At 67.2% G+C, this 25,225-nt stretch carries 24 protein-coding genes; 16 read left to right on the top strand and 8 right to left on the bottom strand.

What is annotated here, in order from left to right; genetic code table 11:
• Together AWC14_RS26860 and AWC14_RS26855 are read left to right on the top strand one after the other, a co-directional pair.
• On the top strand, nucleotides 1–153 hold a 153-nt coding region (locus tag AWC14_RS26860), incomplete at its 5' end, for a WXG100 family type VII secretion target (RefSeq protein ID WP_428839011.1).
• A gap of 161 nt (nucleotides 154–314) precedes the next feature.
• A complete protein-coding gene (locus tag AWC14_RS26855) occupies nucleotides 315–1,775 on the top strand; it encodes a PPE family protein (RefSeq protein ID WP_069601538.1) in 1,461 nt (486 codons plus the stop codon).
• A gap of 33 nt (nucleotides 1,776–1,808) precedes the next feature.
• On the opposite strand, the gene AWC14_RS26850 is transcribed toward AWC14_RS26855, so the two are convergent.
• Nucleotides 1,809–2,783, bottom strand: coding sequence for a quinone oxidoreductase family protein (locus AWC14_RS26850; protein ID WP_045375390.1), 975 nt, complete (start codon nucleotides 2,781–2,783; stop codon nucleotides 1,809–1,811).
• Nucleotides 2,784–2,814: 31 nt separating this feature from the next.
• On the opposite strand from AWC14_RS26850, the gene AWC14_RS26845 reads away from it, so the two are divergent.
• On the top strand, nucleotides 2,815–3,465 hold the full coding sequence (locus AWC14_RS26845; RefSeq protein WP_045375420.1) for an ATP-grasp domain-containing protein: 651 nt from the start codon (nucleotides 2,815–2,817) through the stop codon (nucleotides 3,463–3,465).
• Here the strand turns inward: AWC14_RS26845 and AWC14_RS26840 are convergent.
• From AWC14_RS26840 to mptB, 4 genes are all read right to left on the bottom strand, one after another.
• Complete coding sequence (locus tag AWC14_RS26840) at nucleotides 3,415–4,326, bottom strand: COX15/CtaA family protein (RefSeq protein WP_235215839.1); 912 nt, start codon at nucleotides 4,324–4,326, stop codon at nucleotides 3,415–3,417. The genes AWC14_RS26845 and AWC14_RS26840 overlap by 51 nt on opposite strands.
• A gap of 105 nt (nucleotides 4,327–4,431) precedes the next feature.
• Nucleotides 4,432–5,208, bottom strand: coding sequence for an ABC transporter permease (locus tag AWC14_RS26835; protein WP_045375388.1), 777 nt, complete (start codon nucleotides 5,206–5,208; stop codon nucleotides 4,432–4,434).
• Nucleotides 5,205–6,137, bottom strand: a complete 933-nt coding sequence (locus tag AWC14_RS26830; protein ID WP_142281854.1) for an ABC transporter ATP-binding protein — start codon at nucleotides 6,135–6,137, stop codon at nucleotides 5,205–5,207. Before AWC14_RS26830 ends, AWC14_RS26835 begins: the two co-directional genes overlap by 4 nt.
• A complete protein-coding gene (mptB, locus tag AWC14_RS26825; protein ID WP_045375386.1) occupies nucleotides 6,134–7,834 on the bottom strand; it encodes a polyprenol phosphomannose-dependent alpha 1,6 mannosyltransferase MptB in 1,701 nt (566 codons plus the stop codon). Before mptB ends, AWC14_RS26830 begins: the two co-directional genes overlap by 4 nt.
• A 13-nt stretch (nucleotides 7,835–7,847) precedes the next feature.
• On the opposite strand from mptB, the gene AWC14_RS26820 reads away from it, so the two are divergent.
• From AWC14_RS26820 to zwf, 8 genes are read left to right on the top strand one after another with little or no spacing between them, the layout of a single operon-like run.
• Nucleotides 7,848–8,657: a helix-turn-helix transcriptional regulator gene (locus AWC14_RS26820; protein WP_081968020.1), complete on the top strand. Its 810-nt coding sequence runs from the start codon at nucleotides 7,848–7,850 to the stop codon at nucleotides 8,655–8,657.
• Nucleotides 8,658–11,237: a Fe-S cluster assembly protein SufB gene (gene sufB / locus AWC14_RS26815; protein ID WP_142281853.1), complete on the top strand. Its 2,580-nt coding sequence runs from the start codon at nucleotides 8,658–8,660 to the stop codon at nucleotides 11,235–11,237.
• A complete protein-coding gene (gene sufD / locus AWC14_RS26810; RefSeq protein ID WP_045375383.1) occupies nucleotides 11,237–12,412 on the top strand; it encodes a Fe-S cluster assembly protein SufD in 1,176 nt (391 codons plus the stop codon). Before sufB ends, sufD begins: the two co-directional genes overlap by 1 nt.
• Nucleotides 12,409–13,185: a Fe-S cluster assembly ATPase SufC gene (gene sufC, locus AWC14_RS26805; protein WP_045375382.1), complete on the top strand. Its 777-nt coding sequence runs from the start codon at nucleotides 12,409–12,411 to the stop codon at nucleotides 13,183–13,185. The genes sufD and sufC overlap by 4 nt, the downstream gene beginning before the upstream one ends.
• 2 nt (nucleotides 13,186–13,187) lie before the next feature.
• Nucleotides 13,188–14,429 carry a cysteine desulfurase gene (locus AWC14_RS26800; RefSeq protein WP_045375380.1) on the top strand — a complete coding sequence of 414 codons (1,242 nt, stop codon included), beginning with the start codon at nucleotides 13,188–13,190 and terminating at the stop codon, nucleotides 14,427–14,429.
• On the top strand, nucleotides 14,426–14,908 hold the full coding sequence (sufU, locus tag AWC14_RS26795; protein ID WP_142281852.1) for a Fe-S cluster assembly sulfur transfer protein SufU: 483 nt from the start codon (nucleotides 14,426–14,428) through the stop codon (nucleotides 14,906–14,908). Before AWC14_RS26800 ends, sufU begins: the two co-directional genes overlap by 4 nt.
• Nucleotides 14,883–15,230: a metal-sulfur cluster assembly factor gene (locus tag AWC14_RS26790; RefSeq protein WP_045375377.1), complete on the top strand. Its 348-nt coding sequence runs from the start codon at nucleotides 14,883–14,885 to the stop codon at nucleotides 15,228–15,230. The genes sufU and AWC14_RS26790 overlap by 26 nt, the downstream gene beginning before the upstream one ends.
• 49 nt (nucleotides 15,231–15,279) lie before the next feature.
• Nucleotides 15,280–16,749, top strand: coding sequence for a glucose-6-phosphate dehydrogenase (zwf, locus tag AWC14_RS26785; RefSeq protein ID WP_045375375.1), 1,470 nt, complete (start codon nucleotides 15,280–15,282; stop codon nucleotides 16,747–16,749).
• 7 nt (nucleotides 16,750–16,756) lie between these two features.
• Here the strand turns inward: zwf and AWC14_RS26780 are convergent, their stop codons facing one another.
• Nucleotides 16,757–18,649: a glycoside hydrolase family 15 protein gene (locus AWC14_RS26780; protein WP_057003434.1), complete on the bottom strand. Its 1,893-nt coding sequence runs from the start codon at nucleotides 18,647–18,649 to the stop codon at nucleotides 16,757–16,759.
• A gap of 179 nt (nucleotides 18,650–18,828) precedes the next feature.
• Complete coding sequence (locus AWC14_RS26775; RefSeq protein ID WP_052425511.1) at nucleotides 18,829–19,566, bottom strand: FadR/GntR family transcriptional regulator; 738 nt, start codon at nucleotides 19,564–19,566, stop codon at nucleotides 18,829–18,831.
• A gap of 23 nt (nucleotides 19,567–19,589) precedes the next feature.
• On the opposite strand from AWC14_RS26775, the gene AWC14_RS26770 reads away from it, so the two are divergent.
• Nucleotides 19,590–21,077 (top strand): carotenoid oxygenase family protein, encoded by a 1,488-nt coding sequence (locus AWC14_RS26770; protein ID WP_202814350.1) that lies wholly within the window; start codon nucleotides 19,590–19,592, stop codon nucleotides 21,075–21,077.
• Nucleotides 21,077–22,222: an acyl-CoA dehydrogenase family protein gene (locus AWC14_RS26765; protein ID WP_045375373.1), complete on the top strand. Its 1,146-nt coding sequence runs from the start codon at nucleotides 21,077–21,079 to the stop codon at nucleotides 22,220–22,222. Before AWC14_RS26770 ends, AWC14_RS26765 begins: the two co-directional genes overlap by 1 nt.
• Before the next feature lie 36 nt (nucleotides 22,223–22,258).
• On the opposite strand, the gene AWC14_RS26760 is transcribed toward AWC14_RS26765, so the two are convergent.
• Complete coding sequence (locus AWC14_RS26760) at nucleotides 22,259–23,053, bottom strand: DUF5666 domain-containing protein (protein WP_235215838.1); 795 nt, start codon at nucleotides 23,051–23,053, stop codon at nucleotides 22,259–22,261.
• On the opposite strand from AWC14_RS26760, the gene AWC14_RS26755 reads away from it, so the two are divergent.
• From AWC14_RS26755 to AWC14_RS26745, 3 genes are read left to right on the top strand one after another with little or no spacing between them, the layout of a single operon-like run.
• Nucleotides 23,052–23,864 (top strand): MBL fold metallo-hydrolase, encoded by an 813-nt coding sequence (locus tag AWC14_RS26755; protein WP_045375372.1) that lies wholly within the window; start codon nucleotides 23,052–23,054, stop codon nucleotides 23,862–23,864. The two genes, AWC14_RS26760 and AWC14_RS26755, sit on opposite strands and share 2 nt — an antisense overlap.
• A gap of 40 nt (nucleotides 23,865–23,904) precedes the next feature.
• Nucleotides 23,905–24,270, top strand: coding sequence for a thioredoxin (gene trxA, locus AWC14_RS26750; RefSeq protein WP_045375370.1), 366 nt, complete (start codon nucleotides 23,905–23,907; stop codon nucleotides 24,268–24,270).
• Between the two features lie 47 nt (nucleotides 24,271–24,317).
• A complete protein-coding gene (locus AWC14_RS26745) occupies nucleotides 24,318–25,154 on the top strand; it encodes an enoyl-CoA hydratase (RefSeq protein WP_142281851.1) in 837 nt (278 codons plus the stop codon).
• Nucleotides 25,155–25,225: the final 71 nt, after the last annotated feature.

Raw genomic sequence — 25,225 nt, 5'->3', positions numbered from 1 at the left:
ACCGGGATGAGCTATCAGGCGTGGCAGGCGCAGTGGAATCAGGCGATGGCCGATCTGGTGCGGGCCTATCACGCGATCGCCGGCACACACGAGACCAACACCACCTCGATGCTGGCGCGCGACCAAGCCGAAGCCGCCAAATGGGGCGGCTAAACGCGTTATCAGCGACCAAGATTCGCTAGCACATGCGCGGTGCCATTCCGTAGACAGGCATGCCGCGCAACACGGATATGTTCAATCCGTCCACAGATGGGAGTGTTTGGCATGACGTTGCGCGTCGTGCGTGTCGCCGTACCGGATGCGGGTGGTAGGCCGTGACGGCACCGGTGTGGATGGCGTCCCCGCCGGAGGTGCATTCGGCGTTGTTGAGCAGTGGTCCGGGTCCGGGGCCGTTGTTGGCGGCGGCGAGCACGTGGTCGTCGCTGAGTTCTGAATATGCTGCTGTCGCAGACGAACTCGGCGGGTTGTTGGCGTCGGTGCAAGGCGGTGCGTGGGAGGGGCCGACGGCTGAGGCCTATGTGGCCGCGCATGCGCCGTATCTGGCGTGGCTGACGCAGGCCAGTGCTGATAGCGCGGCGGCGGCTGCCCAGCATGAGACCGTGGCGGATGCCTATACGGCGGCGTTGGCTGCGATGCCGACGTTGGGTGAGTTAGCGGCTAATCATGCGGTGCATGCGGTGCTGGTGGCGACGAATTTCTTTGGTATCAATACGATTCCGATTGCGCTCAACGAGGCCGACTACGCGCGGATGTGGGTGCAGGCCGCTCTTACGATGGCGACCTACCAGACCGTCTCGGACACCGCGGTGGCGTCGACACCACACACGACTGCCGCGCCGCAAATCCTCGATCACGATCACAGCGGCCATGACCACGGTGATGATGGGATACATGACGGCGAACTGAGTCCCACCGACCCAGAGTGGTGGATCGATGTCGGCGGCGAGATGGCTCGATATGGTCAGCTTCTCCTGAACGATCTACTCACCAACCCGGCTGCGCTGCTGACCGATCTCCCAATGGTTTTGGCCGACCTGGCCTTCCATGCGAGCCAGCTGCTGTCCACCGTGCTCCAGTTTGCCCCAGTGCTGATGGGACCGGCTCTGGGCCTGGTCATTGCCGGCCTTGGCCCGTTTGCCGGCCTGGCAGGGCTGGCGGGGTTGGCCGCATCGCCTCAGCCGGCGGTGGTGCCGGCACCGGCGCCCGATGCGGTTGTCCCGAATGTGTTGCCTGCGATCTGGGTGACTTCGACGGCGGCTGCGCCCGCGGGGGCGACTGTGACGGCGCCGGCACCCGCCCCCACTGCCACGGCGAGCACGGTCGCCGATTCCGCGGCGCCGCCTGCGCCGCCGGCAGCGGGTGCGGCGGGGTTTCTCCCGCCTTATGTGGTGGGGCCGCCCGGTATCGGTGTCGGTTCAGGGATGAGCGCCAGTGCCAGCTCCCGTGCGAAACGCACGGCGTCGGAGCCCGATTCGGCGGCGGCAGCCGCGGCGGCGGGTTCGCGGGAGCAGGCGCGGGCGCGCCGTCGCCGGCGCGCGAAGCAGTCCGGGAGCGGCGACAAGTACATGGATATGAACGTCGAGCTTGACCCGGACTGGGACGGTCCGACGGTGGCCTCTGAGCAGGGCGCCGGGCCGCTAGGATTCGCGGGCACGATGCGTGACGATGCCGTCGAGCGGGCGGCCGGCCTGGCAACGCTGCACGACGATGAGTTCGGTGCTGGCCCAAGGGTTCCGATGGTGCCGGGGAGCTGGGACCACGACGGCGATCGATAAGGGGACGACCAAGCCGCTATCGGGCGGGCTGAGCTAGGGCACCAGCACAGTCGAGCCGACGGTCTTGCGGCCTTGCAGGTCTCGGTGCGCTTGAGCGGCATCGGCCAGCGGGTAGCGGCCGCTGACCGTCACGCTGATCGACCCAGCGGCAATCGCGTCGAACAGTTCCTCCGAGCGCCAAGCGAATTCCTGCGCGGTGCGAGTGAAATGGGCCAGCATCGGCCGAGTCAAATAGACCGAGCCCGCGGCGTTGAGCCGCTGCGGGTCGACCGGCGGAACCGGGCCACTTGCCGCGCCGAACAACGCAAGCGTTCCCCGCACGGCAAGGCTGGCCAGGCTGGCGTCGAAGGTGTTGGCGCCGACGCCGTCGTATACTGCGGCGACACCGGCGCCGTCGGTCAATTCCCGTATGCGCCTGCCGAACTCGTCGGGGTCGTCGGGATAATCCAGCACATCGGTGGCGCCCGCCTTCCGGGACAACTCGGCCTTGGCCGGCGTCGACACGGTCGTGATCACCCGGACACCCAAACTGGTTGCCCACTGCGTCAGAATCAGGCCCACACCACCTGCGCCGGCATGGACCAGCACGGTGTCGCCGGGCTGCACGGGATACACCGACTTGAGCAGGTAGTGCGCGGTCATGCCCTTCAGCAGCGCTGACGCCGCCACCTCGAAATCCACCGCCGTCGGCACCTGAGCGACCAAATCCGCTGGGGCCGTGCAGAATTCCGCGTAGGCACCCGACGCCGCGGCCGTCACCACCCGGTCGTCGACCGCTAGCGCCGTCACGTTGTCGCCCACCGCGGCCACCGTGCCAGCCACCTCGCTGCCCAGGATGAACGGCAATTCGCGCGGGTACTGCCCGGACCGGAAATAAGTGTCGATGAAGTTGACGCCGATCGCGTCGGCCTTGATCAACACCTCACCGGCGGCGGGGGAGGGCCGCGGTTTGTCGACGTAACGCAGGACTTCGGGTCCGCCGGTTTCGGCGACTTCGATCGCGTGCATGACCACTATCATCCGCAAGTGTGGAGTTCGCATGAAGTTGGCCCGGCCCGATATCCGCCATCCCCGCATCGTGCTGGCCGGATCGGGCGACGACACGGGCCTGATCGCCGCATTGCGCAAACGCGGGCTGCACGCCCGGACGATTCCCTGGGAAGACCCCGACACGCAGCGAGCCGACCTCGTGATCCTGCGGGAGGCTCCAGAGGACCGGGGTAAGGAGTTTCTGGCCTGGACCAAGCGGGTGCCCAACCTGCTCAACGCCCCCGACGTCGTCGCCTGGAACAACGATCGCAGGTACCTGCGTGAGCTTCAGCGTGCCGGGGTGCCGACGCAGCCGAAGGCCGAAAGCCCGACCGCGTTGGTCTATTTCGGCGGCATGCAGTCATACGCGTTCGGCCCGCGGGGGCCGGTCGATGCCGACTTCGAACTGTGGGACGTCGGGCATGCGGCGCTGCGCGCGGCAGCCGAACGCCTGCGTATCGGGGCCGACGAATTGCTCTACGCTCGCGCCGACGTCACCGACGACCGGCGGTTGGCGTCCCTCGATCTGGTCGCGCCGGCGCTGGGCTGGGAGCAGTTGGACGACGCGATGCGGCAAGACGCACAGCGCCAGTTCGCGCTGTGCGTCGAATCAGCTTTGGAGCGGCTTGGGCTGGGTCCGCTCTCGCATCGACGCCCATAGCGCCGCGGTGGCCGCGGTGCACAAGGCGGCGCCGGCGACGTGCACTGCCACCAGCGCAGGCGGCACGCCGGTGAAGAACTGCACGGTCCCGACCAGGCCCTGGCCGAAGACCAGCAGCACCAGAACCCCCAGCCGCAGCAGCACCGCCCTCGGCGCTTGCACAGCCAGCAGCCCGAACCCCAGCCCGACCAGCAGCGCCAGGTAGGCCACCACGAGCGACGAATGCATATGCACCAGGGTGGTGATCTCGACCTTGAGTCGCGGCACGGTCCGCGTGGGGCTGGTGTCGCCGGCGTGCGGGCCGGCCGCGGTCACCAGCGTGCCGGTTACCAGCACGGCGGCCAGCGTGATCGCGCTGAGCAGGGTGAGCCCGCGCAGCGGCCTGACCACGGTGTGGCCGACGACGCCCGTGTCGGGTTCGCCGATTTTGACGTAGAGCAGCACCGCCAGCCACACCATCGTCATCGATGCCAGCAGGTGGATGGCCACCGTCCACCACAGCAGGCCAGTGAGCACGGTGATGCCGCCGATCACCGCTTGTGCCACGGTCGAGGCAGGCATCAGCCAGGCGTAGACCTGGACTTCGGCGCGGCGGCGGGCCCGGGTGACTGCAAGCACCGCCAACGCCGCCGCGATCACCACGGCGAAGGTGATCATCCGGTTCCCGAATTCGACCGCCTGGTGGATTCGCGGCACTTCGGCGACGGCGACCGGGGTGAAGCTACCCGGGAAGCACTGCGGCCAGGTGGGACAGCCCAGCCCGGACGCCGTAACCCGGACGATGGCGCCGGTGACGGCGATGCCGCCCTGGCTCAGGATGACCAGCGCCGCGATCGCCCGCTGCGCGCGCACGCTCGGCATCGGCAGCAGGTCCACCAGCCGCAGCAGCCAGCGGCCGACGGGCATGGTCATGGTCGTCACGGACCCGATCGTAGGCGACCAGGAACTACAAGCCGTAGTAGGCCGTCAGGTGAAGCGGAACCAGCGCAGGGCGGCCAGTGCGCCCAGCGTTCCCCAGGCGGCCAGCACCGCGACGCCGAACCAGTCGACCGACACGCTCATAGCCTGTGACAGCGCCTCGGTGAGCGCTCCGGACGGCGTGAGCCGGGCGGCCCACTTGACGGCGGTCGGCACCAGGCTGGTCTCCACGGTCAGCGCGCCCAGGCCGGCGAAGACGAACCAGAGCAGGTTGGCGACGGCCAGCACGATCTCGGCGCGCAGGGTGCCGCCCAGCAGCAGGCCAAGGGCGGCGAAGCCCGCGGTGCCCAGCGCGATGATCACCGCGCCCAGCACCAGCCCGGCGAGCTCGGGGCGCCAGCCCAACCCAAAACCGATGCCCCCCAAGACAATTGCCTGCAGGAACACGACGGCGACGACTGCCAGCGACTTGCCGGCGATGATGCCCCACACCGGCAGCGCGGTGGCGCCAAGCCTTTTGAGGGCGCCGTAACGGCGGTCGAAAGCGACCGCGATGGCCTGGCCGGTGAACGCGGTGGAGATCACCGCCAGCGCCATGATCGCCGGAACGAAGGTGGCCGCACGGTTTTCGCCGAACGAGCCGAGCGGCAGCAGCGTCAGCCCGATCAGCAGAGTGATCGGGATGAACATGGTCAGCAGCAGCTGCTCGCCGTTGCGCAACAGCAGCTTCAACTCCAGGCTGAACTGCGCGGCGAGCATCCGCCCCACCGCGTTGGGTCGCGGGTCGGGTGTGAAAGTGCCTGGGGGAAACAGGGATTCGCTCATGATCGCAACTCCCGCCCGGTCAGATCCAAAAACACGTCTTCCAGGCTGCGCTGCTCGACGCGCATGTCGGTGGCCAGCACGTCGATCTGTGCGCACCATGCCGTCACAGTGGCCAGCACCTGGGGGTCGACCGGGCCTTCGACCAGGTACTCGCCGGGCGCCGGCTCGCTGGCCCGGTAGTTCTCCGGCAGGGCCGCGACCAGCAGCGACAGGTCCAGCCGTGGAGGCGCGCTGAACCGCAGCTGGTCCTTGGCTCCGCTGCGCATCAGCTCGGCCGGAGTTCCGGCGGCCACCGCCGCCCCGTGGTCGATGATCACCAGCCGGTCGGCCAGTTCCTCGGCCTCTTTGAGCTGATGGGTGGTCAGCACCACCGTCACGCCGTCGCGGCGCAGCGCGTCGATCAGCTCCCACACCAGCAACCGGGCGTGCGCGTCCATGCCCGCGGTTGGCTCGTCGAGGAACACCAGCTCGGGGCGGCCGACCAACGCGCACGCCAGCGCCAGCCGCTGCTGCTGGCCGCCGGAAAGCCGCCGGTAGGTGGTGCGGGCGGCCTCGGTCAGGCCCAGCGTGCTCAGCAGCCACTGCGGATCCAGCGGGTCGGCGGCATAGGAGGCCACCAGCTCGAGCATCTCGCCGGCACGGGCGGCCGGGTAGCCGCCGCCGCCCTGCAGCATCACCCCGATGCGTTCGCGCAGCCGCGCATTGTCGGCGATCGGGTCCAGCCCCAGCACTTCGATGGTGCCGGCATCGGGCCGCACGAAGCCCTCGCACATCTCGACGGTCGTCGTCTTGCCGGCCCCGTTGGGGCCCAGCAGCGCGAAGACCTCGGCGGCGTGAACCTCGAGGTCGAGGCCATCCACCGCGATCGTCGACCCGTAGCGCTTGGATACGCCGCGCAACCGCACCGAGACGTCGGAGGCCGAGTTCACGGGGACTCAGCGTAAGCGCCGGGCACCGGCGCGGGCTGCCGGGTCTCCGTGTCGCTCAGCACATCCGGGGTCAGCGCGTCGTGCAGAAGTTCGGCGCCCTCGCTGCGTAATTGCCGCCACGGCAGGCGGGTGTAGGTCGCGGCGATGAGCAGCAGAACGATGATCGTGCTGGCCACGGTGGCATCCACGATCTGGAACAGCGCAAAGCGGTCGCCGTTGGCGGTCGGCCCGAAGACGCCGACGACGATCGTCACGCCGATCGCCGCGATCCGGAAGCCAGCGCGGGTGGCCCACGCGGCCAGCGGAATGATCGCCCACAACAGGTACCACGGCTGCACCACGGGGAACAGCAGCACCGTGACACCGAGGGCCACGCCGAGCCCGCCGACCGGATGCAGCCGGCCGCGGAACACCGCCCACAGCAGCAGGCACACCATCACCGCGATGATCAGGACGCCGATGCCGCGGGTCAGCGACAACACGGCCGTGGTGTGATCGCCGAGCCCCAGCAGGATGCCGACCTGCCCGGTTCCCAGCGCCAACAGCGTCGGCGGCGACATCCAGCTGCGGACCACGTTGGCGGTGCCGAGGGTGAAGATCCAGCCGAAGCCCAGCCGGCTGGCCCAGCCGACCAGGGCCATCACGGCCAGCGCCAAGCCCGCCATCAGCCCGCCGGCCAGCAGGAAGGCCCGCAGGTTGCTGCCCCAGCGGCAGGCCAGTGCCATCGCGACGAACCCCAACGCCAGCAGCGACGGCAGCTTCACCTGGGAGGACAGCGTGATCAGGACCGCGCCGGCCAGTAGCTCGGCCAGTGGCACCCACTCTCGCCACTGGCTCCGATGTTCGGGAATCAGCCGCCGAGTGGAGTCCACGCCCCGCAGGGCGAATTCGGTGCCGGTCAGCATCAACCCAAGCATCAGCGCCTCGTTGTGGATGCCGGCGACCAGATGCATGATCAGCAGCGGGTTGGCGGCGCCCAACCACAGCGCGCTGACCTCGGCGACTCCGCAGCGCCGGGCCAGCCGCGGGGTCGCCCACACGATCAGGCCCACGCCGGCCAGCACAACCAACCGGTGACACAACACCGCCGCGACGAGGTTTTCCCCGGTCAGCGCCGAAATCCCGCGCCCGACCCATAAGAACAGCGGCCCGTAGGGGGCGGGAGTCTCGCGCCACAGGCTGGGTACCGAGAGCGTGAACACATGACCGAGGCCCAAGCCGGGAGCCGGACCCACTCGATAGGGGTCGAGGCCCTCTCGGCAGATCTGGCTTTGGGCCAAATAGGAGTAGACGTCCTTGCTGTACATCGGCGGCGCCACCAACAGCGGGATCGCCCACAGCAGCAGGGTGCGGTCCAGCTCGCCGCGCGACATGCGCCGATCGCCCAGCGCGAAGCGCCCCAGCATCAGCCAGGCCAGCGCCATCATCACGGCTCCGCTGGTGGTCATCGTCAACGACACCGTCTGAATCCGCGACGGCAGGTTGAGGAGCCGGACGCCGAACGACGGGTCCTGCACCACGGGCCGGGCCCCGGCCCCCAGCGCGCCGATCGCCATCAACACCGTGCCGGCGCCGCCGAACAGCCGGGTGCGGCGTACCGCGACCAGCTCGCTAGGGTCGAGCGGCGGTCCCACGGTCTGTTCGTCGCCGTGCCAGCGGGCAATCGACGAGCTCAGCGTGTGGTGGCGAGCAGCCATCAGTGCAGCGTAACTGCCGCGCAGGTGGGTCCGGCTGGACCGGTCGCCGGAATTGCGTCACACTGGTGTTGTGAAAATCCCGTCGGATGCGGCACTGGCCGCGGCTTCGACGCACGACGGCCACACCCGAAGCGCCGTCGTGCGGTTGTTGCTGGAGTCCGGGACTATCACAGCCGGGCAGATCGGCGACCGGCTCGGGCTGTCCGCGGCCGGGGTGCGGCGCCACCTGGACGCCCTGATCGACGCCGGCGAGGCGGAGTCGGTTCCCGCCGCGGCATGGCAGCAGGTGGGACGTGGACGCCCGGCGAAGCGGTACCGGCTGACCGCGGCCGGTCGCGCGAAGCTGGACCACAGCTACGACGACTTGGCGTCGGCGGCGATGCGTCAGCTGCGGGAGATCGGCGGCGAGGAGGCGGTCCGCAAGTTCGCCCGGCAGCGCATCGACGCGATTTTGTCCGGTGTCGAGGCGCCCAAGTCGGACGCGGACACCGATCTGGAAGCCGCCGCCGAGCGGGTCGCCGACGCCCTGACCAAAGCCGGGTACGTCGCGACCACCACGCGGGTCGACGGTCCGATCCATGGCGTGCAGATCTGCCAGCACCACTGCCCGGTGTCGCATGTCGCGGAGGAGTTTCCGGAGTTGTGCGAAACCGAGCAGCAGGCCATGGCCGAGGTGCTCGGGACCCACGTGCAACGGCTGGCGACGATCGTCAACGGCGACTGCGCGTGCACCACGCACGTCCCGCTGAACCCCGAGAAGCTACCGACCCTTCGGCGCACAGCCCGCGCCGAAGCCACCACGAGCAAGCAAGGAGCGTCGTAGATGACGACCACCCCCGAGGTTCGCCAGGTAGGTGAGCCGCTGTCCCAGGAAGAGGCCATCGCGTCGCTGGGCCGGTACGGCTACGGCTGGGCCGACTCCGACATCGCCGGCGCGAGCGCCCAGCGTGGCCTGTCCGAGGCTGTGGTGCGCGACATTTCGGCCAAGAAGAACGAGCCGGAATGGATGCTGGAGAACCGGCTGAAGGCGCTGCGGATCTTCGAGCGCAAGCCGATGCCGAAGTGGGGCTCCAACCTCGAGGGCATCGACTTCGACAACATCAAGTACTTCGTGCGCTCCACGGAAAAGCAAGCGGCCACGTGGGACGACTTGCCGGAGGACATCCGCAACACCTACGACCGATTGGGCATCCCGGAAGCCGAGAAGCAGCGCCTGGTTGCCGGCGTAGCCGCGCAGTACGAATGTCTCGCTGGCGATACCTTGGTGTGGACGGCCAATCGTGGGCAGGTCCCGATCAAGGAGATTGAGTTCGGTGACCGAATTTTCGCATACGACGAGGTTGCTGAGCGGTTCGTAGTCGCGCCGGTCAAGGCGTCGGCGCAGACTGACACCAGGATGACCTACGCGGTCAAGACGACGCGGCGCAGCATCCGAGCCACCGACAACCACCCGATGCTTGTTCTGCGCGACGAGCGCAAGGAAGGGCGTCAGCGTGCCCGCTATGCGCGTCGATGGGTCACCGTAAGCGAGATCAAGCCCGGCGACTTCATCGCGGTACCGCGGGCTGTTCCGGAATTCGGTGTTGCAGCGGAACTTCCGAGTGTTGCCGGACTTTCAACTCCTGCGACGAGCTCCGTCGATCTGATGTGGTTGCTCGGCTTGTACATCGGCGACGGCAACCTGCACCTGTCGAATAAGACATACCGCGTTCAGTTCGCAATTCCGGCTACAGATGTCGAGCTTCGGGCCGAGCTGACCCGTGTTGTCAAGGACCTGTTCGGGCTACGTTGCATCGAAGCCGACGAGTACCGCGTGGTGGTGAACTCCAAGGCGCTGACCGAGTGGATTACCGAGTTGGGCTTCGCAGGCCTGTCATTGACAAAGCGGGTGCCCGACTGGGTTTACGGCTTGCCAGTCGATCAACGGCTGGCGTTCCTCGGCGGCTGGGTCGACGCCGACGGGTACGTAGGACCGGCAAGCAGCGGTTCCGTCTTGCTGACGTGCGCCAATGAGGCATTGATTGAGCAGGCACGCGAACTGGCTGAACTCTGCGGCCTCCGCGCGGGCGGGCCGTGGTCGTTCACTCAGCCGTATCGGCATACTCCTGAACGGATGCAGATCGCTTGGCGGCTAGGCATTTCCGGCGACTTCGAACAGCTGGGATGCCGCAACCCGAAGCGAACCGATCGCTTCGGCCGGCGGCGTTACATGCATTCATCTAATGGTGCTCACGGGACAACGATCCGCGTCCACTGCAACGATTGGCTCGGGTTCGAGCGAGTCAAGGCCATCGAGCCGTACGCCGTCGAACCGGTGTATGACATCGAGGTCGACGGTCCACACAACTTCGTGGCCGAAGGTCTGGTCGTCCACAACTCCGAAGTTGTTTACCACCAGATCCGCGAAGACCTTGAGTCCCAAGGGGTTATCTTCCTGGACACCGACACGGGCTTGCGGGAACACCCCGACATCTTCAAAGAGTACTTCGGCACCGTGATTCCGGCCGGCGACAACAAGTTCTCCGCGCTGAACACCGCTGTGTGGTCCGGCGGCAGCTTCATCTATGTCCCGCCGGGCGTCCATGTCGACATTCCGCTGCAGGCCTACTTCCGGATCAACACCGAGAACATGGGCCAGTTCGAGCGCACGCTGATCATCGTCGACGAGGGCGCTTACGTTCACTACGTGGAAGGGTGCACCGCGCCGATCTACAAGTCGGATTCGCTGCACTCGGCCGTGGTGGAAATCATCGTAAAGCCCGGTGGCCGTTGCCGTTACACCACGATCCAGAACTGGTCGAACAACGTCTACAACCTGGTCACCAAGCGGGCCCGCGCCGAGGCCGGAGCCACCATGGAGTGGATCGACGGCAACATCGGCTCGAAGGTCACGATGAAATACCCGGCGGTCTGGATGACCGGCGAGCACGCCAAGGGCGAGGTGCTCTCGGTGGCATTCGCCGGCGAGGGCCAGCACCAGGACACCGGCGCCAAAATGCTGCACCTGGCGCCGAACACGTCGAGCAACATCGTGTCCAAGTCGGTGGCCCGCGGCGGCGGCCGCGCGTCCTACCGCGGTCTGGTGCAGGTGAACAAGGGCGCGCACGGATCACGCTCCAGCGTGAAATGCGATGCGCTGCTGGTCGATACGGTCAGCCGCAGCGACACGTACCCGTATGTCGACATCCGCGAGGACGACGTCACGATGGGCCACGAGGCCACCGTGTCCAAGGTCAGCGAGAACCAGCTGTTCTACCTGATGAGTCGCGGGCTGACCGAGGACGAGGCCATGGCGATGGTGGTGCGCGGCTTCGTGGAGCCGATCGCCAAGGAACTGCCGATGGAATACGCGCTGGAGCTCAACCGGCTGATCGAGCTGCAGATGGAAGGCGCGGTCGGCTAGTGACGAATCTGACCGAAGCGGTCGAGGGTTCGGCCCTGACCGCAGCCAACAAGGGCGAGGTCTTCACCTCGTTCGACGTCGACGCCTTCGAGGTCCCGCACGGTCGCGACGAGATCTGGCGGTTCACCCCGTTGCGACGGTTGCGTGGCCTGCACGACGGGTCGGCACCGGCCACCGGGACGGCCAAGATCACCGTCGCCGAACATGCCGGAGTAACCGTCGAGACCGTCAGGCGCGGCGACCAACGACTCGGCCAGGGCGGCGTACCCGCCGACCGGGTTGCCGCGCAGGCGTTTTCATCGTTCAACTCGGCGACCATCGTCACCGTGAACACCGCCGAGCCGGTCGACATCGCGATCGAGGGCCCCGGCGAGGGCGCCACCGCGTACGGCCACCTGCAGATCCGGGTGGACGAGCTCGCCGAAGCAGTCGTCGTCGTCGATCACCGGGGCAGCGGAACCTACGCCGACAACGTCGAATTCGTCGTCGGCGACGCCGCCCGGCTGACGGTGGTGTGGATCGCCGACTGGGCCGACGACGCCGTACACGTCAGCGCACACCACGCCCGGCTCGGCAAGGACGCGGTGCTGCGGCACGTCGCCGTCACCCTGGGCGGTGAGCTGGTGCGGATGTCGGCCAATGTCCGATTCGCCGCGTCCGGCGGCGACGCCGAGCTTCTCGGCCTGTACTTCGCCGACGACGGCCAGCACCTCGAGTCGCGCCTATTGATCGACCACGCCCACCCGGACTGCAGGTCCAATGTGCTGTACAAGGGTGCGCTGCAAGGAGATCCGGACTCGAGCCTGCCCGACGCGCACACCGTGTGGGTCGGCGACGTGCTGATCCGCGCCGACGCCACCGGCACCGACACCTTCGAGGTGAACCGCAACCTGGTGCTCACCGACGGCGCGCGCGCCGACTCGGTGCCCAACCTGGAAATCGAGACCGGCGAGATCGTCGGCGCCGGACACGCCAGCGCCACCGGACGATTCGACGACGAGCAACTGTTCTACCTGCGTTCCCGCGGCATCCCCGAAGAGCAGGCCCGCCGACTGGTGGTGCGGGGCTTCTTCGGCGAGATCATCGCGAAGATCGCAGTGCCCGAGGTGCGGGAGCGCCTGACCAACGCCATCGAACACGAACTGGCCATCTCAGAAAGAACGACAGCCTCATGACCACTCTCGAGATCAAAGACCTGCACGTCAGCGTCGAGAACCAAGCCGACGGCGGCGACATCCCTATTCTTAACGGCGTCAACCTGACCGTGCGCTCCGGGGAAACGCACGCGGTGATGGGTCCCAACGGATCCGGCAAGTCTACGCTGTCCTACGCGATCGCCGGGCACCCCAAGTACACGGTGACGTCCGGCTCCATCACGCTCGACGGCGAGAACGTCCTCGACATGAGCGTCGACGAACGCGCAAGGGCCGGGCTGTTTTTGGCGATGCAGTACCCCGTCGAGGTACCTGGCGTGTCGATGTCGAACTTCCTGCGCAGCGCGGCTACCGCGGTACGCGGCGAGGCGCCGAAGCTGCGGCACTGGGTCAAAGAGGTCAAGGCCGCGATGGAGGCGCTCGACATCGACCAGGCGTTCGCCGAACGCAGTGTCAACGAAGGCTTTTCGGGCGGTGAGAAGAAGCGCCACGAAATCCTGCAGCTGGGCCTGCTGAAGCCCAAGATCGCGATTCTCGACGAGACCGACTCCGGCCTGGACGTCGACGCGTTGCGGGTGGTCAGCGAGGGCGTCAACCGCTACGCCGAGGAAGTCCACGGCGGCATTCTGCTGATCACGCACTACACCCGGATCCTGCGCTACATCCACCCGCAATTCGTGCACGTGTTCGTCGGCGGCAAGATCATCGAATCCGGCGGCCCGGAACTGGCCGACGAGCTCGAAGAAAACGGCTACGTACGTTTCACCCAGACCACGGCGGCCACGGGGGCCTGACCATGGCTCCACTCGACGTCGCTGCGATCCGCGCCGACTTCCCGATTCTCAAACGGGTGATGCGGGGCGGAAAACAGCTGGCCTACTTGGATTCCGGCGCCACGTCGCAGCGCCCGGTGCAGGTCCTCGACGCCGAACGGGAGTTCCTGATCACCTCCAACGGCGCGGTGCACCGCGGCGCGCACCAGCTGATGGAGGAGGCCACCGACGCCTACGAGCAGGGCCGCGCCGACATCGCGGCATTCGTCGGGGCCGACCCCGACGAGCTGGTGTTCACCAAGAATGCCACCGAGGCACTCAACCTGGTGTCTTACACCTTGGGCGACAACCGCTTCGAGCACGCCGTCGGGCCGGGCGACGTTATCGTCACCACCGAGCTCGAACACCACGCCAACCTCGTGCCGTGGCAAGAGTTAGCCCGTCGTACCGGCGCCACCTTGCGCTGGTTCGGCGTGACTGACGACGGACGCATAGACCTGGATTCGCTACAACTCGACAAGAACGTCAAAGTGGTTGCATTCAGCCACCATTCGAACGTCACCGGAGCGCGCGCGCCGGTCGCCCAACTGGTCGAGCGCGCTAAAGCGGTGGGCGCGCTGACCGTGCTGGACGCCTGTCAATCGGTGCCGCACGAGCCGGTCGACTTCCACGCCCTCGACGTCGACTTCGCCGCGTTCTCCGGGCATAAGATGCTGGGGCCCAACGGGATCGGAGTGCTCTACGGGCGCAGCAGGCTTCTCGAAAACATGCCGCCCTTCCTGACCGGCGGGTCGATGATCGAGAACGTGGCGATGGAAGCGTCCACGTACGCGCCCCCGCCGCAACGCTTCGAGGCCGGCACCCCCATGACCTCGCAGGTCGTCGGATTGGCCGCGGCCGCACGCTACCTCGGCGACATCGGCATGGACGCGGTGGAGAACCACGAACGCGAATTGACCGCCGCCGCCATCGAGGGCCTGTCGGGCATCGACGGCGTGCGGATCATCGGGCCGCGGTCCATGGAGCACCGTGGATCACCGGTGTCGTTCGTGGTCGACGGTGTCCACGCACACGACGTCGGGCAGGTGCTCGACGACGAGGGCGTCGCGGTGCGGGTGGGGCACCACTGCGCGCTGCCGCTGCACCGCCGCTTCGGGCTGGCCGCGACCGCGCGGGCGTCGTTCGCGGTGTACAACACGCCCGACGAGGTGGACCGGTTGGTGGCCGGTGTCCGACGTGCCCTGGACTTCTTTGGCGGAGCGTGACGATGCGTCTCGAGCAGATGTATCAGGACGTGATCCTCGACCACTACAAGCATCCGCAGCACCGGGGGCTGCGGGAGCCGTTCGGCGCCGAGGTGTACCACGTCAACCCGGTCTGCGGCGACGAGGTGACGCTGCGAGTGGCGCTGTCCGACGACGGCGAGCGCATCGCCGACGTCTCCTACGACGGGCAGGGCTGTTCGATCAGCCAGGCCGCGACCTCGGTGCTCACCGAGCAGGTGATTGGCCAAAGCGTCGGTCAGGCGATCAAGATCGTCACCGCGTTCACGGAGATGGTGTCCTCGCGTGGCACTGTGGAAGGTGACGAGGAGATCCTGGGTGACGGCATCGCGTTTGCCGGGGTCGCCAAGTATCCGGCCCGGGTGAAGTGCGCGCTGCTCGGCTGGATGGCTTTCAAGGATGCACTGGCCCGGGCCAGCGCAGAGGAGGTGAGGGATGAGCGAGACCGCCGCACCGGATAACGAGCTGCTCGCCGACATCGAGGAGGCGATGCGCGACGTCGTCGACCCCGAACTGGGCATCAACGTCGTCGACCTGGGTCTGGTCTACGGCCTGAACCTGGAAGAGGGGGAGGAGGGCACCGTCGCGCTGATCGACATGACGCTGACGTCGCCGGCCTGCCCGCTGACCGACGTCATCGAAGACCAGTCGCGGACTGCGCTGATCGGCGCCGGTCTCGTCGACGAGCTGCGGATCAACTGGGTGTGGAACCCGCCGTGGGGCCCGGACAAGATCACCGACGACGGTCGCGACCAGCTGCGCGCCCTAGGCTTCACGGTCTGAACCACCGTTTTCTCCTCGCCGCATCCCCTGACGTGACTACGCTGGGGCTGTGACCGATCCCGCAAAGGGCCGGGGGGCCAAGGAGACGGGCAAAAAGGCAGAGCCGCATGTCGTCGTCTTGTTCGGTGCCACAGGCGATTTAGCGCGCCGCAAGCTGCTGCCCGGTCTGTATCACCTGTCCTGTTCGAACCTCGCTCCGGAAATCCGCATCGTCGGCACGTCGCTGGACGATCTCGACAACGACGGCTTTCGCAGGCTGGCCGACAAGGCCTGCCGGGAATTCGCCCGACGCAAAGCCACCGACGACCAGTTGGAGCAATTCACCCAGAACTTGGTGTATGTGCCCCAGGACGCGGGCCCGGAAGGTCTGGCGAAATCGGTGCGCGAGCAGCTCGAGGCTCTCGGCGGTAACGCCCGGCTGCTGCACTATCTGAGCGTGCCGCCGTCGGCGGCGATGGCTGTGCTGGAAACGCTCTACCAGGCGGACTTGGTAGAGCATTCGCGGGTGATCATGGAGAAGCCGTTCGGCACGGATTTGCAGAGCGCGCAAGAACTGAATGCGGCCATTCACAAGCGATTCGAGGAAGAACGGATCTTTCGGATCGACCATTTCCTCGGCAAGGAGCCCGCACAGAACATTCTCGCGTTCCGCTTCGCGAACGGGTTGTTCGAACCGATCTGGAACCGGAATTTCATCGACCACATTCAGATCGACGTGCCGGAGAAGCTCACCCTCGAGGGGCGTGCAAAGTTCTACGAGTCGACGGGCGCATTCCGGGACATGGTGGTCACCCACCTGTTCCAGATTTTGGCGTTCGTCGCGATGGAGCCGCCGACCGAGCTGGCGCCGCTCGCGATCACCGACGAGAAGAACAAGGTGTTCCGTTCGATGCGCCCGCTGGATCCCGACGAGGTGGTGCGCGGGCAGTACAAAGGCTACCGGGATGAACCCGGCGTGTCGGCGGAGTCCGACACCGAGACGTTCATCGCGCTCAAATGCGAGATCGACAACTGGCGCTGGGCGGGAGTGCCGTTCTATCTGCGCACCGGCAAGGCCATGGCGGAGGGACAGCGGATCATCTCTATCGCGTTCCACGAGCCGCCGAAGAGCATGTTCCCCCCGGGATCCGGTGTGGGACAACATGGTCCGGATCACTTGACTTTCGACCTGGCCGACGTGGCGAAGATGTCGCTGTCGTTCTACGGCAAGCGGCCCGGCCCCGGCATGAAGCTGGACAAGCTGAGCCTGCAGTTCGCCATGCAGGAGACCGGTCACGCCGAAGAGGTGCTCGAAGCCTACGAGCGGCTCATTCTCGACGCCATGCACGGCGACCGGACCCTCTACACCACCGCAGAGGGCATCGAGCGCCTATGGGAAGTGTCCGAGCCGCTGCTGGAAGATCCGCCGCCGGTACGCAGTTACGACGCCGGCTCCTGGGGACCCAACGCGATCCACCAGTTGATCGCGCCGCGGGCGTGGCGGCTGCCCTTCGAGCGGGTCTGGCGCGGCAAGGACTGAAAGCTCATTACGCGAACTCGCCCGTGCTCAACATGTCCTGCTCGGCGCGGATGATGTGCACGACGGCGTTGATCAACGCCAGATGAGTGAACGCCTGCGGGAAGTTGCCCAGGTGACGCCCCGTACGGGTGTCGATTTCCTCGGCGTAGAGCTTGAGCGGGCTGGCGAATGCCAGCAGGCGTTCGCATAACTGCTTGGCCCGGGTGAATTCGCCGATCTCCACCAATGCCGACACCAGCCAGAACGAGCAGATCGTGAACGTACCTTCCTCGCCGACGAGTCCGTCGTCGGTTTCTTCGACCTTGTACCGCAACACCAAGCCGTCGACGGTCAGTTCATCGGCGATCGCCAGTACCGTGGCCCGCACCCGAGGATCCTCCGGCGGCAAGAAACGGAGCAACGGAATCATCAACGCCGACGCGTCGAGTGCGGGATCGCCGTAGCGCTGGGTGAAGACTCCACGGTCGTCGACGCCGTGCGCCAGCACGTCCGCCTTGATCTCGTCGGCGATGCTGCTCCACTTTGTGGCGTATTCCTTTTCGTTGTGCATCGCGGCCAACTTCGCGCCGCGATCCAGTGCGGCCCAACAGAACACCTTGGAGGACACGAAGTGTTGCGGCTCGCCGCGGACCTCCCAGATCCCGCGGTCGGGCAGCCTCCAGTTTTCGATCGCTTCTTCGACTTGTCTTTTCAGAATCGGCCACAGCCGTTCCGGCACGTGGGCACGCGGCCGCACATGCAGATAGACCGAGTCGAGCATGGTGCCCCAGACGTCGTGCTGGCGCTGGTTGTAGGCGCCGTTGCCGATCCGCACCGGGCGGGCGCCGTCGTACCCGGACAGGTGCGGCAGTTCCTCCTCGGTGAGCGTCTTCTCGCCGCCCACGCCGTACATCACCTGCAGCGTCTGCGCGTTGCCGTCCTCGTCGACCGCGGCGTCGGACAGGAAATGGAAGAAGTTGTTGGCTTCGCGGTCCAGCCCCAGCGAATGCAAGCCCCACAGCGCAAAGGTGGAGTCCCGCACCCACGCGTAACGATAGTCCCAATTCCGCACGCCCCCAGGCGTTTCCGGCAGCGACGTGGTCGACGCGGCCATCAGCGCGCCGGTGGGCGCATAGGTCAGGCCCTTCAACGCCAGCGCGCTCTGCTGCAGGTAACCCCGCCACGGGTGGTCCGGGAACTTGCCGATCGTGATCCACTGCCGCCAGCATTCGGAGGTCTGCCACATCTTCTTGGCCGCTTCCTCCTGGGTTCGTGGCGCCGGCAGCGGAGACCACGACAGCGCGACGAAGGCCTCGTCACCCTCGACCATCCGGGTGCGGGCATTGGCCTCCGGCCCTTCGATGCCCAGCCGCAGGTTGGTGGTGAGCTTGAGCGTCGGATACGAATCACCGTCGCCGGCGCAGGTCGCCGTCGCCTCCTCGTAAACCTGCCCGGTGTATGCCCACTTGGCTTCGTTGCGGTGGTAGCCGAAGGCCGGTTCGCAACTCACCTCGACTTCCACTGTGCCGCTCACGCATTTGATCACCCGCAGAAGGATGTGCTCGGCGTCCCAGTCGGTCGGGGCGCGCCGATGCGTCTTCGAGCGCTTGTCGGTGTTGTGCCATGCGCCCATCACCAGGGCGTCGTGGACCGTCAGCCAGCCGGTCTCGGTCTGCCACGTCGTCTCGACGATCAGTCCACCGGGCCGGTACACCCGCAGCGACGGGACGTTCTGGCCGTACGGCCCGACGCGGAAATGCCCGGCGCTGCGGTCGAGGATGGCGCCGAAGACGCTCGGTGAATCCGGGCGCGGCAGGCACATCCACTCCACGGCGCCGTTCGGGGCGATCAGACAGGTGTTCTCGCAATCGGACAGGAACGCGTACTCGTCGATCGGCGGGAACGGACTGCGCGTCGACATCACGACGTCGAGCGCGCCCGGCTCGTCGTTCGGCTGCAAGCGGACGCGTTTCTTGTCGGCCTTCGGGTGCTTCGGCGCCGACTTCGTGGTGCTCCCCATCTGCACATCATCGTCCGCCGAGCCTGGCCTGTCTGCGGATTCGCGTGTCTGACCTGGACAGACTGTTGGGCACAGGTTTATTAGCGCCAGGGCAGGTCGCTGTTGTCGCCGCGCCAACGCGATGGCGGGATCATCGGCGCGCCAAGCAGTCCGGACGCCTCGACGTGCTTGAGCGCGGCGTCGAGATGCTGTCGCATGCGGTGTTCGGCGCGACGCGGGTCGCGCTCGCTGATCGCTTTGGCGATCGCGCGATGCGACTTGGCGGCTTCGTCGCGGTCGAATTGAGTGATGTCCTGCTCGGCGGCCGCCCACCGGACAGCCTGCTCGACGGCCGCCAAAATCGTTGTCAACAAGGGGTTTCCGCTCGCGCGCACCAGCAGTTCGTGGAATTCGTGATAGCCGGTGCCGTCCGGGGCTATCCCGCGATCGGCGACGGCGGCGAGCGCGGCCCGTTCGTCGGCGGAGGCGTACTCGGCGACGTGCGCCGCGGCGGCCGGCTCGAGCATCTTGCGGAATGCCAGCAGGTCACCCCACGTCGCACCGGTCAGCGTGAGCAGCTGCACCAGCGAGCGGGCGACCCTCTCGGGTTCGGGGTGGCGGATGCGCACACCGCTGCGCCCCTGGCTGGTCGTGGTCAGCCCCTCCGCGTCGAGCAGCCGCAGCGCCATGCGGACGGTCTCGCGGCTGGCCCCCAGCTGGCTGACCAGCTCGGCTTCCGGCGGCAGGGAGTCGCCGGGGGCCAGCTCGCCGGACAGGATCCGGCGACGCAGGGTCGCGGCCACCAGGTCGGGTGCGCGGGATGCCTTGGCTGCGGTCACGCAACTTAGTATACTAAGTTGCCATGGTCATGGTGCCCGACGCCGCGGTCCTTCGCGGCGCGTTTCGGCCGATGCGATTCGAGGCAACCGTCGAAGACTGCGTCACCACGTTCGGAGAAATCCCGACCGAACTGTGCGGCGGCTTCTATCGGGTGGGCCCGACGTTCAAACGGCCGACAAAGCAGGGCGGCAACGGCCTGCTGGCAATGGACGGCATGGTGCAGGGGCTGACGTTCGAGGGCGGCCGCGCCGATTTCCGCAACCGCTGGATCCGCACACCCAAGTACCTGCTGGAGGAGCGGCACGGTCGTGGGATGTTCTGCTGGACCGACGGAGAGTGGACCGACTGGCGCAACATCGGCTTCGGCGCGGCGATCCCGGACAAGTACACCCGCGGAATTCCCCAGGGCACCAACAACATCAACTGTTTTCCGTTCGGCGGCGAAATCCTCGCGTCGGGCGAACAGGGCAGCCCACCCGTGGCGCTGGACCCGATCACGCTGGAGACTCGTGGCATCGTGCCGTGGTCGCCGCAGCTGTCTCGCGGCATCTTCGACCCGGCCGGCTACGGCGACGCGGCGTTCACCGCACATCCGAAGTGGGACAACGGCACCTTGTACGGCTGGGCGTACAGCAACCGCAAACCGTATGTCACCGTGCACGTGGTGCAACCGGACGGCACGGTGAACTCCCGCGAGCTCTGGGATGCGCCGTATTCCTCGGAGGTCCACGACATGTGGCTCACCCCGCAGTGGATGGTGTTGCCGTTCCAGGGATTTGTCTTCGACCCGGACCGCATCGAGCGGGGCCTGCCGGTGCACGGCTGGAACCCGGACCTGCCGACCATGCTGGCGCTGGTGCCCCGCGACGACGTCGAGCACGGCGAAATCCGCTGGATCACCGCCGAAATCGAGCCGCAGTACATGATGCACACACTGGCAGCCGAGGTCACCGACGACACCCTGACTCTCGACGCGCCGGTCTTCGAGCGGCCGCCGTTCCCGCTCGACATCGACCGGTTCGAGGGCGAGGACGTCTCGTTGTTCTTCAACCTGGCGCGCAGCGCGCTCGGGCGCTGGACGGTGGACTTGTCCACCGGCAGCGTGAAATCCGAGCTCCTCGACGACCGCCCCTGCGAGCTGCCCAAAGTCGACGAACGGTTTTACGGGCGCGGGCACCGGTGGGGATACCTGATCGGCGGCGACGCCAAAGGCAACGGCATGCGCATGCACAGCCTGGTGGTGCGCGACCTGCACTCCGGCGACGAGCAGGAGTACCGGCTACGCCACGAGCGCCCGGCGGTGGTGATGGAGCCTACTTTTGTGCCACGGACACCCGACGCGCGGGAAGGCGATGGCTACCTGATGGTGCCGGTGTCGCGGTGGACCGAAAACCTCGGCGAATACGTCATTTTCGACACCGACGACATCACCGCAGGACCGGTGTGCCGCATCGAGATCCCCTTCCTGCTGGGTTTCACTCCCCACGGACACTGGATGGACTTCCGTTGATGCTCAACGCCTTCGAGGAAGCCGAGTTACGCGCGTCGGTTCATGGCATCGTCGCCGGCTTCGGCAACGACTACTTCACCCACTGCAGCGAAACCCTGCAGCACCCCACCGAGCTGTGGGTTGCGCTGGCCGCCGGCGGGTTCGTCGGCGTGAACCTGCCCGAGGAGTACGGCGGCGGCGGAATGGGGCTGTCCGCCATGAACATCGTCGCGGAAGAGGCCGCCGCTGCGGGCTGTCCGCAGATCATGCTGATGATCTCGCCGGGCATCGTCGGCAGTCTGTTGGCCCGGCATGCCACCGACGAACAGAAGCGAGCGTGGCTGGCGCCGATGGCCGCCGGAACCCTCAAGGTCGCGTTCGCGATCACCGAGCCCGACGCGGGCTCCAACTCGCATCAGCTCGCCACCACCGCGCGCCGCGACGGCGACAAGTACTACATCACCGGACAGAAGACCTTCATCACCGCCGCCGACCAAGCCGACGCTCTGTTGGTGGTCACCCGCACCGGCACCGACGCGCGTGGTCGCGCACAGCTGTCGCTGTTCCTGGTCGACCGCGACACGCCGGGCATCGACATGCACCGCATCCCAATGACTTTCGAGATCACCGACAAGTCGTTCACGGTGTTCTTCGACAATGTGGCGGTTCCGGCGGACCGGCTCGTCGGCGGCGAGGGCAACGGGTTGCGCGTCGCATTCGACGGCATGAACCCCGAACGGGTGATCATCGCCGCGATCTGCAACGGCGTCAGCCGCTACGCGCTGGACAAGGCGGTCACCTACGCCCGCGAACGCCGGGTGTGGCAGGTGCCCATCGGCGCGCATCAGGGCGTCGCACATCCGTTGGCCGAAGCCAAGATTGCGCTGGAGTCGGCCCGGCTGATGACCCGGCACGCCGCCGAGAGCTACGACACCGGAACCGACGCGGGGGAGGCCAGCAACATGGCCAAGTTCCTGGCCGCCGACGCGGCGATCCGCTGCGTCGACCAGGCCATCGAGGTGCACGGTGGCAGCGGCTTCACCCGCGAGGTCGCGCTGGCCAACATGTACGAATTCGTCCGCCTGTTCAAGACGGTGCCCATCACCCGCGAAATGATCCTCAACCACATCGCCCAGCACAGCCTCGGGCTGCCGCGGTCGTATTGACGCCCCCTGGCTTCCGGCTCGCGAGCAGACCCGGCGCTAGTGGTGATGCACGTGCGGCAGGCGGGGGATGTGGAAGTGGTGGTGCGGTTGGCCCATCGCCGGGCACGGTTCGAGGTCGATGCTGTCCGCGTGCAGCACGCCGCCGTCCTTCGTGCCCTGCGCCGCCAGACACTTACCGTTCTGGATCCCTTGCGCATTGGTGACGGCATGCTTTTGGTACGTGGTCGAGTCACTGACAGCCACATCGGTGTGCGTGGTTTTGCCGGCGGCGTCGGTGCTGTCGACGCCGATGGTATTGCCCGTAACCGATGTGACCGTCCCGGAGACACCGGCGGGCGGCTCGCCCGGCGGTGGTGGGCAATTGCCGCCTTCGGACGGGCTGACGACGACCGACTGCGCGGGGAGCGGGGGACCGGTCTGTGCGGTGGGCTCGGCGTCGACGCAGCTGCCCGGGGTGACGTCGGTCAGCTGGGCCGGACCCAGCTCGGTGATGATCGTCGTCGGTGTGAAGTCGACCGTCGCCGCGCTCCGATCACGCTGCGTGAGCTCGATCGTGTCGGCCGATACGGAGCGGACCATGCCTTCCACGTGGTCGTGACCGACGGAGGGCGGCGGCTTGGATGCGGAACTCGTCGCACTTGTCGTCGCGCTGGTCGAGGTGCCGGGTTTGCCTGCGGTTCCATGATCGGAGCCGCCGCATGCGGCGACCGCCAAGACGGTCGCTGTGGCCACCACGCCGAGCGTGAGCCGAGCCGGTCGACGGTTGTGCGGGATCACAGCCAAGAATCCCACAATCAGCGGTGAACCGGGCCGCGAATAGAGTTGTGCCATGTTCTGGCTGTGCAGAACGTGCGGCGTGGAGCATGCGACCGCGTCGGCGGTTTGCGCGATCTGCGCCGACGAGCGGCAGTGGGTTCCCGCCGAGGGTCAGCAGTGGGCGACACTGGAGGAGCTGGCCGCCGAGGGCATGCGCTCCGAGGTCACCGTGGTCGAGGACGGTCTTATCGGTGTCGGCAGCTCGCCGGCGTTGGGCATCGGGCAAGTGGGAAAGCTGGTGTGCACCAACGGCGGCAACGTGTTGTGGGATCCGTCGGGCTTTCTCGACGACGCCGCGATCGCGGCGGTGAGCGAACGCGGCCCGGTCGTCGGGATCGTTGCCAGCCATCCGCACATGTACGGCGCGCAAGTGGAGTGGAGTCATCGGCTCGGCGGTGTGCCGGTGTACGTCAACGCCGCCGACGCCGACTGGGTGATGCGCCGCGACCCGGTGATCCAGCAGTGGTCGGACACCTTGGAGCTGACGCCCTCGCTGTCGGTGGTCCGCGTCGGCGGGCATTTTCCCGGCAGCGCGGTCGCCTGCTGGAGCGACGGCGCCGACGGCCGCGGCGTGCTGCTGGTCGGTGACACCGTTTTCCCCAATCCCGATCGGCGCACGGTCGGCTTCCTGCGCAGCTACCCCAACCGGCTGCCGCTGTCCGCGGCGGTGGTGCTGCGAATCGCCGACACGCTGGCGGAGCTGCGGTTCGACCGCATCTACGGCCTGTTCACCAACTCCATCGACAGCGACGGCCAGGCCGCAGTCCGGCGCTCGGCGGCCCGGCACGCCGCCTGGGTCCGCGGCGACTACGACTACCTGACCTGACGCTCGGAACATCGCGGCGGCCCCCGACGTTGGGCAGAGGGTGACTACCCGAGACCTCACTGCTGAGCAGTTCAACGACACCATCAACGGCAACGACATCGTTCTTGTCGACTTCTGGGCGTCGTGGTGCGGACCGTGCCGGGCGTTTGCGCCGACGTTCGCGGCGTCGTCGGAGAAACACCCCGACGTCGTCTTCGCCAAGGTCGACACCGAGGCCGAGCAGCAGCTCGCCGCGGCCGCCGACATCCGGTCCATCCCCACACTGATGGCCTTCAAGAAGGGCAAGCTGGTGTTCAACCAGCCGGGCGCGCTGCCGCCGGCCGCACTGGAAGAACTGGTGCAAAAGGTGAAGGACTTCGACATCGACGCCGCGATCGCCGCTCAGGAGGGCGACGGCCAGAGCTAGCGGCGATCGCAAGCGCGGCGAAGCCGGGCGCCGCGGGTCGCCGCCAGATGGCCCAGCGCTACCTTCAGCGGGTGAGCTACGTACTCGTTGAACATCCGCGACCGGCTGTCGCGCTGATCACCCTCAACCGGCCCGAGCGGATGAACTCCATGGCGTTCGACGTCATGGTTCCGCTCAAGGCGGCGCTGGAAAAGATCACCTACGACAACTCGGTGCGGGTGGTCGTGCTGACCGGCGCGGGCCGTGGATTCTCGTCCGGTGCCGACCACAAGTCGGCGGGCGAGGTGCCGCACGTCCAGGGGCTGACCCGGCCGACGTACGCCCTGCGCTCGATGGAGATTCTCGACGACGTCATCCTCGCGCTGCGGCGGCTGCACCAGCCGGTGATCGCCGCGGTCAACGGCGCGGCAATCGGCGGGGGCCTGTGCCTGGCGCTGGCGTGTGACATCCGGATCGCCTCATCCGGCGCCTATTTTCGGGCGGCGGGCATCAACAACGGGCTGACGGCCAGCGAACTCGGGCTGAGCTATCTGCTGCCGCGCGCGATCGGCACGTCGCGGGCCTTCGAGCTGATGCTCACCGGCCGCGACGTCGACGCCGAGGAAGCCGAACGGATCGGCCTGGTCTCCCGCCACGTTGCCGACGACCAGCTGCTGGACACCTGTTACGCGATGGCCGAGCGGATCGCCGCGTTCTCCCGGCCCGGAATCGAGTTGACCAAACGCACACTATGGACTGGACTGGACGCCGCTAGCCTGGAAGGGCACATGCAGGCCGAAGGCCTGGGACAGCTTTTTGTTCGTCTGCTCACCGCCAACTTCGAGGAAGCGGTCGCCGCGCGCGCAGAGAAACGCCCGGCGGTGTTCACCGACGACAAGCCGTAACAAGCCGTCCGGCGACGATGCAGAGCGCGGAGCGCGATGAGGAGGAGCCGGACAAGTTAGCAAGGAGAGTG

Origin of the sequence: Mycobacterium kyorinense (assembly GCF_002101735.1) — a bacterium.
In the GTDB taxonomy this organism is placed as follows: domain Bacteria; phylum Actinomycetota; class Actinomycetes; order Mycobacteriales; family Mycobacteriaceae; genus Mycobacterium; species Mycobacterium kyorinense.
The sequence above is the reverse complement of the archived record's forward strand: the minus strand, read 5'-3'. Positions and strand labels throughout refer to the sequence as shown.